This is a genomic window from Psychromonas sp., assembly GCF_047632955.1.
In the GTDB taxonomy this organism is placed as follows: Bacteria; Pseudomonadota; Gammaproteobacteria; order Enterobacterales; family Psychromonadaceae; genus Psychromonas.
Genome location: NZ_JBLIED010000007.1, coordinates 96017 through 108895, shown reverse-complemented (window position 1 = coordinate 108895; position 12879 = coordinate 96017). Strand labels below are relative to the sequence as shown.

12 protein-coding genes are annotated in these 12879 nt (G+C 42.6%); 8 read left to right on the top strand and 4 right to left on the bottom strand.

Annotated features, from left to right (window positions below):
- Nucleotides 1-9 precede the first annotated feature (9 nt).
- From ACJAZP_RS07120 to ACJAZP_RS07085, 8 genes are all read left to right on the top strand, one after another.
- Complete coding sequence (locus tag ACJAZP_RS07120) at nt 10-528, top strand: cytochrome c oxidase assembly protein (RefSeq protein ID WP_415230050.1); 519 nt, start codon at nt 10-12, stop codon at nt 526-528.
- 18 nt (nt 529-546) lie between these two features.
- A complete protein-coding gene (locus ACJAZP_RS07115; protein WP_415230049.1) occupies nt 547-1434 on the top strand; it encodes a cytochrome c oxidase subunit 3 in 888 nt (295 codons plus the stop codon).
- Nucleotides 1435-2205, top strand: coding sequence for an SURF1 family protein (locus ACJAZP_RS07110; RefSeq protein ID WP_415230048.1), 771 nt, complete (start codon nt 1435-1437; stop codon nt 2203-2205).
- Nucleotides 2202-2702: a transmembrane cytochrome oxidase associated protein gene (locus ACJAZP_RS07105; RefSeq protein ID WP_415230047.1), complete on the top strand. Its 501-nt coding sequence runs from the start codon at nt 2202-2204 to the stop codon at nt 2700-2702. The genes ACJAZP_RS07110 and ACJAZP_RS07105 overlap by 4 nt, the downstream gene beginning before the upstream one ends.
- 73 nt (nt 2703-2775) lie before the next feature.
- Nucleotides 2776-3921, top strand: a complete 1146-nt coding sequence (locus tag ACJAZP_RS07100; RefSeq protein WP_415230046.1) for a COX15/CtaA family protein — start codon at nt 2776-2778, stop codon at nt 3919-3921.
- Nucleotides 3921-4871: a heme o synthase gene (gene cyoE, locus ACJAZP_RS07095; RefSeq protein WP_415230086.1), complete on the top strand. Its 951-nt coding sequence runs from the start codon at nt 3921-3923 to the stop codon at nt 4869-4871. Before ACJAZP_RS07100 ends, cyoE begins: the two co-directional genes overlap by 1 nt.
- A 129-nt stretch (nt 4872-5000) precedes the next feature.
- Nucleotides 5001-6332, top strand: a complete 1332-nt coding sequence (locus ACJAZP_RS07090; RefSeq protein WP_415230045.1) for an MATE family efflux transporter — start codon at nt 5001-5003, stop codon at nt 6330-6332.
- A gap of 32 nt (nt 6333-6364) precedes the next feature.
- Nucleotides 6365-6742 (top strand): ATP-binding protein, encoded by a 378-nt coding sequence (locus ACJAZP_RS07085; RefSeq protein ID WP_415230044.1) that lies wholly within the window; start codon nt 6365-6367, stop codon nt 6740-6742.
- Nucleotides 6743-7012: 270 nt separating this feature from the next.
- Here the strand turns inward: ACJAZP_RS07085 and ACJAZP_RS07080 are convergent, their stop codons facing one another.
- From ACJAZP_RS07080 to ACJAZP_RS07065, 4 genes are all read right to left on the bottom strand, one after another.
- A complete protein-coding gene (locus ACJAZP_RS07080) occupies nt 7013-8512 on the bottom strand; it encodes a SpoVR family protein (RefSeq protein ID WP_415230043.1) in 1500 nt (499 codons plus the stop codon).
- Nucleotides 8509-9780 carry a YeaH/YhbH family protein gene (locus ACJAZP_RS07075; RefSeq protein WP_415230042.1) on the bottom strand — a complete coding sequence of 424 codons (1272 nt, stop codon included), beginning with the start codon at nt 9778-9780 and terminating at the stop codon, nt 8509-8511. Before ACJAZP_RS07075 ends, ACJAZP_RS07080 begins: the two co-directional genes overlap by 4 nt.
- Nucleotides 9781-9866: 86 nt before the next feature.
- On the bottom strand, nt 9867-11789 hold the full coding sequence (locus ACJAZP_RS07070; protein WP_415230041.1) for a PrkA family serine protein kinase: 1923 nt from the start codon (nt 11787-11789) through the stop codon (nt 9867-9869).
- 323 nt (nt 11790-12112) lie between these two features.
- Nucleotides 12113-12757: an HAD family hydrolase gene (locus ACJAZP_RS07065; RefSeq protein WP_415230040.1), complete on the bottom strand. Its 645-nt coding sequence runs from the start codon at nt 12755-12757 to the stop codon at nt 12113-12115.
- Between the last annotated feature and the right edge of the window lie 122 nt (nt 12758-12879).

The following is a 12879-nucleotide window of genomic DNA, read 5'->3' as shown; positions in this document are numbered from 1 at the left end:
GCTTAGCCAATGAGTAAACATACTAAGTTATTCAAAAAATTGGTTATAGCAAGCGTCGGCATGTTCGCTTTTGCCTTTGCCTTAGTCCCGTTATATAACGTTTTTTGTGATATCACCGGCCTTAACGGTAAACCCTCATTAGAGCGGGCGAAAGTCAGTAGTGAGGTGGATCTTAACCGGCTGGTTGACGTTGGTTTTTTAACTCACGTGCAAAATGAGGCTCCCTTTGAGGTGACGGTGGATCAAGCCGTGGTAACAGTTAAACCCGGTGAAATGAATCAGGTCATGTTCAGCGCCCATAATCTCAGTAATGAAAGCCGGACAATGCAGGCGGTACCGTCGATTAGCCCCGGCCTTGCGGCGCAATACATGCATAAAGTGGAATGTTTTTGTTTTACCCAGCAAATATTGCAACCCGGTGAGCGGGTAGATCTTACCCTGCTGTTTTATATAGATACAGAAATAGCAGAAGATATAGAAGAGTTAACCTTGTCTTACACCGTGTTTGACATCGTTACGGCTAAATGAATTTAAGGGGGTTAATAGATGAAATCTGCAGCTGCCACTCGTTATGATAAATATTATGTACCGGCGCAAAGCCACTGGCCAATAGTCGGCGCTGTCGCCCTGTTTTGTATTGCCGCGGGGGCTGGTTTGACTGTGATGCAAATCGGTAAACAGGGAACATCGGGGTCCTATCTGTTGATCACCGGGTTTGTCGTGCTGTTTTTTATGCTTTTTGGTTGGATTAAAAATGTCGCCCATGAATCAATGTCCGGGCTTTATTCCAAGCAGATGGATTTTTCATTTCGGCAGTCCATGTGGTGGTTTATTTTTTCTGAAGTGATGTTTTTTCTGGTCTTTTTCGGAGTGTTATTTTATGCGCGCATGTTTTCTGTTCCCTGGTTAGGTGGGGCGGGTAATAATTTCATGACCAATGAGTTGTTATGGCCGGAATTCCAAGCTGTCTGGCCCTTAACCACAACCCCCTCGGGTGAGACAACTCAGGCAATGGGCTGGTTTGGTCTGCCCCTGTTAAATACATTTATCCTTCTAACCTCTTCCGTCACCGTGCATTTTGCGCATCAGGCTTTACTGGCAGGAAAACGTGCGCAATTAAAAACTTTTATGATCATCAGCGTATTGCTGGGATTCGCCTTTTTATACTTTCAAGTGACCGAATATATCCATGCGTACCATGAGTTAGGTTTAACCCTGACATCGGGTATCTACGGTAATGTTTTTTATCTGTTAACCGGTTTTCATGGCATGCACGTGACCCTAGGGGCGATTTTATTATTAATTGTTACGCTGCGAATCTTTAAAGGACATTTTAATAAAGATAACCATTTTGCTTTTGAGGCCGCCACCTGGTACTGGCATTTTGTCGATGTTGTGTGGCTGTGTTTATTCTTTTTTGTGTACATATTTTAAATGTTGAAACTGCCGGTTATTACCACTTCAGTGGTGCTGTTTGTAGTGATCTTGGGCATCGGATTGGCCAATTGGCAATGGCAGCGGGCGGAGCAGAAACAGCAGAGGTTGAATAATATTGAAACAATGCACAAAAAAGGGTTATTGAGTTGGTCTGGCTTAAGCTTATTGCCGGAAACGCTGGATAAAACCGGATTACGCCTGCAGTTACAGGGCAGGGTGCAAAGTTCACAATACTGGTTATTGGATAACCGCACCCTCAACGGTCGGCCGGGATACGATCTTCTTGCCATCTTTTATCCTACGGGCAGTGCGCTTGGTTTATTAGTTAATTTTGGCTGGGTAGAACAAGGGCAGAGTCGTAATCAACTGCCGCAAGTGCAGTTTCCAGAAAAACCATTAGATATTACTGTGCAGTTAAAACAGGGTGATTTAGCCGGTTTTTATTTGTCCGGAGCAGAGCAGGCCGGCAGGGGATGGCCTAAACTTATTCAATTTATTGACATTAACCAACAAGAGCAGCAAAGCCTAGCACAACTCGTTGATTATATGGGATATGTCGTTGACGATCAGCGGTTTGCACAACCTCACTATCAGCCCGTTATTATGCCGCCTGAAAAACATTTGGCTTATGCTGTGCAATGGTTACTGCTGGCTTTATCTGCCCTGGTGGTCTTTGTTTTTGCAATGCGCAAGCAGTACCAAAAAGATAAACAGGCCTCCACCTTTGATAAAAATTCAGGAAAAAACAAATTTAAGGAAACAAAATGAATAATAAAAAATTAATCTCCTTATTTGTGATCAGTTTCATTCTGCCCTTAGCCCTGGCGATGGTGGTATTAAAGTTGGAGTGGTTACCGGGTCAAATGGTTAATAATGGCAAGTTTTTAACCCCTGAAGTTAAATTGAGTGAGTGGTCTGATATTGATCCTAAACCTTGGTCCATTGCTTTACTGGCCGGTGAAAACTGTACTGCTATCTGCTTAGCGCACCGCGCTCATGTGGAAAATTTATATGTCGCATTAGGAAAAAATAAAAATAAAGTTGGCCTGGTATTACTGGGTGAAAAAAGTCCGGCTGTTGAAGGTTTTAAAAATTATCCCGTGGCCAGTGATGATCTTCAACCTGAGGTTTTATATTTGATCGATCACATGGGGCTGGTTGTTTTTTATTATCCTCTTGTCTCTGATCTGCACACTAATCAATTAACCGCCAAAGGCTTAATCAAAGATCTTAAAAAATTACTCAATTATTCTCGTAGTTCGTAGTTCGTAGTTCGTAGTTCGTAACTTGAAGCTCGAAGCTCGTCGCTTTTTTTAATCATAGGGAAGGTTAGATAAAATGCAGAAAACAGCTCTAAATAATATCAATAATCGCTATAAAAAATTAGTCCTATTGAGTTGTCTGTTATCTGTTGTGGTAGTCGGTTTAGGCGCCTATACCCGCTTAAGCGATGCCGGTTTAGGTTGCCCGGATTGGCCCGGTTGTTACGGCTTTTTAACCGTGCCGGCAGAGTTAGATGCAAGTCTTACCGCAAAACACAGTCAACCGGGCAGCATGGATTTAGTCTTTGAATCCGCAAAGGCCTGGAAAGAGATGATCCACCGGTACTTTGCCGGCACGCTCGGGTTGCTGCTGTTAGCGATTCTATTACTGCCTCTGTTTAACAATCTAAAAGTATTAAGTCAGCAATCATCTGCTAAAAAAAATCGCTCAGCAGGCGCTTTAATGCCGTTTAAATTACCTGCGCTGTTGGTTGTCTTAGTGCTATTTCAGGCATTCTTAGGCATGTTAACCGTGACCATGCAGCTGCAGCCGCTGATTGTAATGGGCCATCTGCTCGGTGGTTTTGCCATCTTGAGTTTAGTAACTCTGCTCTATCTGCGCCTTGGCGACAAAGCCTCATTCGGCAATGGTTCCGGTGTTCAGAACTATTTCTCATGGTGCCTGGGGGCATTATTTGTGCTGCTGATACAAATCGCATTAGGCGGGTGGTTAGCGGCTAATTATGCTGCGCCTTTTTGCGCCGGTTTGCCATTATGCAGTGGCGGGTGGAACGATGGTCACTGGCAGCAAAGTTTTTCAATTTTAGAGATATTTCAGTTGCCCTCGACCTCCAGCAATTATGAATATGGGGTGTTGTCGGCGCAGGCGCGCATGTCTATCCATTTGCTGCACCGATTTTGGGCAATCATCACCGCCGTGACGCTTTTGGCCGTGGCAATAAAGATTTATTGCTTAAGCCAATCTAAGAAAGTAAAAAACAGTGCGCTGCTGGTGATGTTGATGGTTATCTGTCAGGTTTTATTGGGTGTTTCTTTAGTTTATTGGACTTTCCCGATAAGCATTGCATTGGCACATAATTTAACCGCCGCGATGTTGCTGCTGAGTTTAATACGATTAACCTATTACGTGAAATTATTACCCTTGTCCAATAAGACGGCGGGAACGGCTGCCGGTTTTAATACTCTATCAGGAGAGAAATGATGGCGAACAGTAGCAGTCACAATACAGCAACACTCGGCGCTTCATTAAATAATCACGCTGTAGTTGAGCGTCACTCGCCTAAAATAAGTGACTACTTAGAGCTCTGCAAAATCAAGGTGGTGGCGTTATTGGTATTAACCGCATTGGTCGGATTAGCGCTGGCGCCTGACGTGGGGCGCGGTTATTTTGTACAGTTACTCAGTTTGGCGGGAATCGGCTTGTTATCGGGCAGTGCCGCGGTGATTAATCACGTGGTCGACAGCAAAATTGACGCTAAAATGACACGCACAAAAAACCGGCCTTTAGTGAGAAGAGCGGTGTCTCGCCGGCAAGCTCTGATTTTTTCCGCGCTAATAGGGGCCTTAGGTTTTGCTTTGCTGGTGTTTGCCGCAAATTGGTTAACGGCGCAACTGACCCTGATTGCGCTGGTGGGGTATGCATTTGTCTACACTATGTTTTTAAAACGTGCCACACCGCAAAATATTGTGATCGGCGGATTAGCAGGTGCGATGCCACCTCTTCTTGGCTGGATTTCTGAAACCGGAGAACTCGCCGCACAGCCGTGGATATTAGTGATGATTATATTTACCTGGACGCCTCCGCATTTTTGGGCGCTGGCGATTCACCGTAAAGCCGATTATGAAAAAGCGAAAATACCGATGTTGCCGGTTACCCACGGCATTGATTTCACTAAAACCTGTATTCTGTTATATAGTTTATTATTGACCGTAGTATGCTGTTTACCTTTTTTAATCCACATGTCGGGTTATCTGTATTTATCGGTGGCGATGCTGATCAATGCTATTTTTGTCTATAAAGCGGTTGCATTAAAATTGTCAGAAACATCCTATGGCGCGCTGGATCTTTTTAAATATTCGATTATCCATTTAACTCTGTTATTTATAGCGTTGTTTTTAGATAAAGCCCTTATCTATATGCTGGCTGCCTGAAGATGCATTGGGCAGTCAGAAAATCGTTATAACCTCTATTTCAGGCCATTTTTTTTCCCAATTCCTGCTTGATAATGGTATTGTCACCGCCATTTTTCATTATTATTTTTAAGCAGCCTTAAGGCCAATATGAACAGAACGGAAACAATCGCCCTCGCCAGAGATATTTTTAAGCAAACCTGGCCAATGGTCTTTGGTATATTTTCTTTAATGAGCTTTCAACTGGCAGACAGTACTTTTATTAGTCAACTGGGGGTTTTACCCTTAGCAGCCCAAGGTTTTACCATGCCCTTACAGATGGTGATTATTGGTCTGCAGGTGGGATTAGGTATTGCAACCACGGCGGTTATTTCAAGAATATTAGGTCAGAAAGATGATAACCGAGCCAGGCAGATTGGCGGATTAGTGTTTATGGTCGGGGCGGTCGGGGTGTTTGTCATGGCGCTTATTATCTGGTTTATGCGCGTTCAAATATTAACTCTGTTAGGTGCTCCGGCCGAGGTGACTCCCTATATTAATCAATACTGGCCGGTGTGGTTATGCAGTGCATGGTTAGGTGCCATGCTCTATTTTGCCTACAGCATTTGCCGCTCTCACGGAAACACTTTTCTACCGGGTATATTAATGATGGCAACCAGCATCATTAATATTGCCCTGGATCCGCTTTTTATCTTTTATTTCGATTTAGGTTTGCTCGGGGCGGCGGTCGCAACCATCTGTTCATTCACCATTGGCCTATTGATTATTCTGCCTAAATTAACAACCAGAAACTGGCTCTCCTTTGATTGGCAATCGCTGCAGATATGGAAATCAATTCAAGAAATTAATGCCGTCATGACGCCCGCTATGATGAGTCAATTATTACCCCCGCTTTCCTCTGTTTTTGCGACTAAAATTGTCGCCTCTTTTGGCGCTGCTGCGGTTGCCGGGTGGGCAATGGTATCGCGTATTGAATTTTTTACCATTGTCGTGGTCCTCGCGCTAACCATGTCGCTGCCACCTATGATCGGGCGATTATTTGGCGCTAAAGATTGTAAGACTATTATCAACTTAGTTAAAATGGCGGTTATCTTCACAGTCATTTTGCAGGTTATATTAGCTGTTCTGCTGTTTATCTTTGCCGCGCCGTTAGCTGCTTTTTTCAGTGCAGACAGTCAAGTCGAAAGCGTTATTTATCAGTATTTGCTGGTGGTTCCCGTTAGTTTAAGTTCATTGGGAGTATGCATGTTAATGGTTTCTATCTGTAATTCATTGGCGATGTCGATGCGCGCATTACTTATTTCAACACTACGTTTGTTTGTTTGTTACCTGCCTTTAGTTTGGATAGCCAGCGAGTTATGGCAGCTAGAAGGCGTTTTTATCGGTGCAATGCTCGGCAATCTTCTGGCGGGTTTAATGGCCTGGGGTCTTTATCATAATGCCATTAAAAAAATGCGATCCAATGCGGCCGGGTTTGAGTAATTGCAGCTGATTTTTGTAACAGGGAAACTGCTTTGAACAGGCTTAAGCTCACTCTAATTCGCGGGTTACCGGGCAGTGGCAAGTCTACCCTGGCAAAAACATTAAATGCCGTGCATTTAGAGGCGGATATGTATTTTATAAACAAACAGGGTGAATATCAGTTTGACCCCAAAGAATTAAAAAAGGCGCACTTATGGTGTCAGAACCAATGTAAATATTATTTAAGTGAAGGTCAGAATGTGGTGATCGCAAATACTTTTGTGAAGCACTGGGAAATGCAGGCTTACCGTAAGCTGGCTAAATTATTTAATGCACAATTTAGCATTAAAGTCTGTACCGGCAACTTTCAAAATAGCCATAATGTTGACCTGTTATTAATCAACAAAATGAAGAAAAATTGGCAGCCATAATCCCACTTACCTGTACCTATGCCAAAGTATCGCAATCGGGTTAGAGAGCAAACATGGCAAATAAAAGTGTGCCCGTGTTGCCTGGAAATTGATCCACCAAGCAAAAGAGTCAGGTATCAAACTTAAAAGTACTACCACAGAAAGCTGGATATCTCGTAGGGTGCGCTCCGAGCACCGATTGCGGTGCATAGAATGCACCCTACCGATAACTATTGAGCTCGCAGCATAAACTGATAACCACAAGCAATACCTCGCTTTGGCAGGGTGAGCTTAAGGGACACCGATAGGCGGACAGTGGTAGCTTTTAGTGATCGTTTTGTTTTCTATTGAATGTAAATGCACATCAAATCCCCATAAACGATGAATATGCTTTAAAACCTCTGGCGTTGAATCACCCAGAGGTTTTCGGTCATACTGGTTGTGGTGCAGGGTTAGCGAACGGTCACCTTCAAGGTCAACACTGTAAACCTGTATATCAGGCTCCTGATTGCCTAAATTATAAATACCCGCAAGTGATTCCCGAATACGCTGATAACCATCATCATCATGAATTGCGTCGACTTCAATGTAGGGGTTTTTGTCATCATCAACAATACAAAAAAGCTTTAAGTCGCGAATCACTTTGGGAGATAAATACTGCAGAATAAAACTCTCGTCTTTAAAGTTACGCATTGCCTGATCCATACTTTCTTTCCAATCACTGCCGGCCAGCTCCGGAAACCAGTGTTTATCTTCATCGCTGGGATGTTCACAAATACGGCGAATATCACACATCATACTAAAGCCCAGAGAATAAGGATTAATACCGTTATAATATTCACTGTCAAAGGGAGGCTGATAGATAACGCTGGTATGGGATTGTAAAAATTCCAATATAAAACCCTCGGTGACCAATCCGCGGTCGTACATTTCATTGATCAGCGTGTAGTGCCAAAAACACGCCCAGCCTTCATTCATTACTTGAGTTTGACGTTGCGGGTAAAAATATTGAGATATTTTACGCACGATACGCACCACTTCTCGCTGCCAGGATTTTAGTAGGGGAGCATTTTTTTCGATAAAATAAAGTAAATTTTCTTCCGGCTCTTCGGGAAAGTAGATTTTGTTTTTAAGATTTGCAGTTTTTCCCTGCGGTATTGTACGCCATAGATCATTGACCTGCTTTTGGCGGTTCTCTTCGCGTTTATGCTGACGATTACGCTCTTTTTCCGCGGATATAGGGTGCGGACGTTTATAACGATCCACGCCATAATTCATCATTGCGTGGCAAGAATCAATAATACTTTCCACGGCATTAATACCGTGTTTTTGTTCACATTTTGCAATGTAATTTTTAGCAAAAAGCAGATAGTCGATAATAGCGTCTGCATCTGTCCAGGTTTTAAATAAATAATTTCCTTTGAAAAAAGAGTTGTGTCCGTAGCAGGCATGAGCGATTACTAGAGCCTGCATGGTCATGGTATTTTCTTCCATCAGGTAGGCAATACAAGGATTTGAATTAATCACTATTTCATAGGCCAGCCCCATATGTCCGCGTTGGTAGGAACGTTCGGTACTGATAAACTGCTTTCCGTAGGACCAATGGTGGTAACCCAGCGGCATGCCCGTCGAGGCGTAGGCATCCATCATCTGCTCAGAGCTGATAACCTCAATTTGATTAGGATAAGTATCGAGACCAAACTCTGCTGCTATTTTACCTATTTCACTGTCATAGGCTTCAATCAGTTCGAAGGTCCATTCGGATGTGGTCGAAATAGGATTTTTTTTCATATAACCTGCTTGTGAAATATTTCGCGAAACACGGTGTAGATTTCAGCTGCATCAACAACCTGTTCCATGGCAAAGGTATCAGGAAAACTTTCTTTGACCTGCTGGTAAGCATACCAGAGCGACTGGTGAGCGCTGGGGGTGATCTCAATATATGAAAAATATTGTAATTTCGGCAGCAGTGATTTACGCAATATTTCGGTGCAAACCGCCGAGTCATTATTCCAATTATCTCCATCGGATGCTTGTGCACCATAGATATTCCAGTCGCCAAGCGGATAGCGCTCATCAATAATCTCATGCATCAGCTTTAATGCGCTGGAAACAATAGTTCCGCCGGTTTCCCGTGAATAAAAGAACTCCTGCTCATCGACCTCAGTAGCAGCCGTATGGTGACGTATAAAAACAATCTCAGTACGCTGATAATTTCGCTGTATAAACAGATACAGTAAAATAAAAAAGCGTTTTGCAATCTCTTTGGTGGCCTGATCCATTGAGCCGGAAACGTCCATCAGACAAAACATCACCGCTTTTGCCTGGGGAGCCGGTTCTTTAGCACGCAGGTGATATTTTAAATCAAAATCATCCAGCCAGGGAACGCGCTTAACCAGTGATTTCAGGGTTGCTATTTTTTTACGTAATGTATCAATTTCATGCGGGTTTTTTGAAAGCGGCTGTTCTGCCTCTAGTCGTTCCAGTTGCTGTTCAAGTGCTTTTAATTTTTTACGTTTACCGGAGGTCAGTGCAATGCGCCGTGCATGCGCTGATTTTAATGAGCGGACAACATCAATTTGACCGGGGGAGCCCTGATTACTAAAACCCGCCTGACGGAGTTTAAATTCATCGCTACCTGTCAGTTGGCGCTTAATCATATTCGGCAGGGCGAGTTCATCAAACATAAAATCAAGAAACTCTTCCTGGGTTATCTGAAAAACAAATTCATCTTCACCTTCTCCGCTATCACTTGCACCCGGGCCACTGCCACCTTCACCGCCTGAAGGGCGTTTAATACGGTCACCACCAATAAATTCTTTATTGCCCGGTAAGACGCGTTCGGCATGCCCTCCCTGACCATGGCGGAAAAGCGGCTCTTTCATATCGTCTGCGGGAATATGTATCTCCTCGCCATTTTCGATATCAGTGATTGAACGCCTGCTTATCGCATCAGCCACCGCTTTTTTGATATGTTTACGGTAACGTTTCAAAAAGCGCTGTCTGTTAACCGTGCTCTTTTTTTTGGCATTTAGCCTGCGATCCACAATATAACTCATAAACAACCACCTTCAGTGCAGTTGACCGCAGGGAATGGATTTTTATCAAAATAAAAAAACATGGTATCTCCCTCATTTTATTCGGATTATTGTGATTTTCTAACCCGTAAATACCACTCGGAAAGTAAGCGGACCTGCTTTTCGGTATAACCGCGATCCCTCATACGATCAACAAACTCTTTGTGTTTATGCTGGTCGTCTGCCGACGCTTTGGCATTAAATGAAATAACCGGTAATAAATCTTCCGTATTGGAGAACATTTTTTTCTCAATGACGGTACGCAGTTTCTGGTAACTGTTCCAATTGGGATTTTTACCATCGTTATTGGCGCGTGCGCGCAGCACAAAATTAACTACTTCATTACGGAAATCTTTTGGATTACTTATTCCCGCTGGTTTTTCGATTTTTTCCAGCTCTTCATTAAGGGAGGTTCGATCCAACATTTCTCCGGTTTCCGGTGCCCTGAAGTCCTGATCCTGAATCCAAAAGTCCGCATAGGTGACATAACGGTCAAAGATGTTTTGACCGTATTCAGTATAGGATTCTAAATAGGCGGTTTGAATCTCTTTACCGATAAAGTCTATATAACGCGGGGCAAGAAATTCTTTAATAAAGGTTAAATACTTTTCCTGTAACTCTTTTTTAAACTGCTGCTGTTCAATCTGCTGCTCTAACACATACAATAAATGTACCGGATTAGCGGCAACTTCAGTGGGGTCAAAATTAAACACCTTAGAGAGTATTTTAAAAGCAAAACGGGTGGATAAACCATTCATCCCTTCATCAACACCCGCTGTATCTTTGTATTCCTGCATCGATTTAGCTTTAGGATCCCGGTCTTTTAAGTTTTCACCGTCATAAACCTTCATTTTTGAATAGATACTGGAATTTTCAGGCTCTTTCAGGCGTGACAAAATAACAAACTTGGCGAGCATATTAAGCGTATCCGGAGCGCAATGTGCAGCGTACAAAGAGCTGTTTTCTAATAATTTTTCATAAATTTTAACTTCTTCAGATACGCGCAGGCAGTAAGGGACTTTTACAATGTAGACCCGATCAATAAAGGCCTCATTATTTTTATTATTTCTGAAGGTTTGCCATTCTGATTCATTGGAATGGGCAAGAATAATGCCGTCAAAGGGAATGGCACTTAAGCCCTCGGTACTATTGTAATTACTCTCCTGCGTGGCGGTTAATAACGGATGAAGCACCTTGATCGGAGCTTTAAACATCTCCACAAATTCCATCAAACCTTGGTTTGAGCGACATAAAGCGCCCGAGAAACTGTAAGCATCGGGATCATTTTGCGGAAAATCTTCCAGTTGGCGAATATCAACCTTACCCACCAAAGATGAAATATCCTGATTATTTTCATCACCCGGCTCGGTTTTGGAAATCGCTATCTGATTAAGAATAGAAGGAAAGAGTTTGACCACTTTAAATTTGCTGATATCACCATTATATTCCTGTAAACGTTTGCCAGCCCAGGGCGACATAATAGTGCTGATATAACGTTTAGGGATGCCATAATCTTCGCTGAGTATTTGTCCATCTTCTTCCGGATCAAACAAACCCAGTGGTGATTCAAATACCGGAGAGCCTTTAATGCAGTAGATAGGCTGTTTTTCCATCAGTGCTTTGAGCTTTTCTGCCAATGATGATTTACCGCCACCCACGGGGCCCAGCAAATAAATAATTTGTTTCCTCTCTTCCAGCCCCTGCGCGGCATGTTTAAAATAGGCAACAATATTTTCAATGCATTCTTCCATACCGTAGAAGTCATCAAATGTGGCATAACGTTTGATGACTTTATTGGAAAAAATGCGGCTTAAACGCGGATCGCGAGAAGTATCTATCAGCTCAGGTTCACCAATCGCCATTAAGATTCTTTCCGCAGCAGAAGCATAGGCTCCGGGATCTTTTTTACATAGCTCCAGATATTCCTGAATGGATATCTCTTCTTCTTTGACATTCTCGTAACGCTGACGATAGTGCTCTAAAAGACTCATAATTCCCCCTGATCATAGGCAATGTGTAAATAACTAATAGTTAATGGTTTCTGTGGTGATATTTTCCAAAACCTATTAACCGATAACGAATGAGAATAACTAATTCAATCTTATTACCTTGGTTTAAGAGTAGTCAACAATACAAATATTTTACTTTTGTTTTCAAAAAAATATTTCAAATAGCGCGTTGCATCGCACTGTTTAAGCAACGGAAAAAATACTTTTATACTTTTATATTTAGCCACTTACATAGCTTGCCTGCGGAGCAATCCGGTTATTGAGTCAGTCTATGGGGGTTTTAATGCAAGGAGAGCGGGCTGCGTTTATTGCTCCCGTTTTCTTAAATGATAAGTGTGCAGAGTTTCCATTACAGGTTGACTTTCTTTTAGCGCATCTTCTAATTCATGCAGTTCATTAAAAACCAAATGCGCCCTGTCTTTAAAGGAAAGGTCAATATTATGGGTAATAAGGCAAGATATCATACCGGCACTATTGGCCGCCTGGACATCATATAAATGATCACCCACATAGACGATATTCTGACAATCTATTCCCCATAATTGCGCGATTGCAAAGAGTGCTTCGGGACTGGGTTTTGCCGGGTAGTCTTCACGCGTGATTAAAATATCCACCTTAATCGCATTTTTCTTTAATTTCGTCGTAGCTGCCTGCAGGCAGTTTCGAGTCACTATACCAACAGGGTATTTGCGCAGGGCAATAAATGCCAACAAACTTTTTGAGCCCGGTAAAAACGAGGATGTCAGTGCATCTAACATCTCATGAGAAACGATAAAATCGTTTGCCTGCTCCATAAGCGATGCCGATTTCATGCCCTTAATAAAATCTAAAATATCAACCTGTTCGGGACAATTAAGTATATCTCTCAATAACTTAAAATTAAGCTGTGAGCTGACCAGGGTATTGTCTAAATCGAATATCAGTGCTTGTATAGTGCTTAAGTTTTTCATATATCGTTCTTTATTAAGGGTGCAAAAGGGGATTGACCACTGCGTTAGCTGTTAATTGATTCCGTAATGATTAAAAAGCATCCGTTAACGCCGGTTAGGTTTTAATTACAGGCTGAACGTTA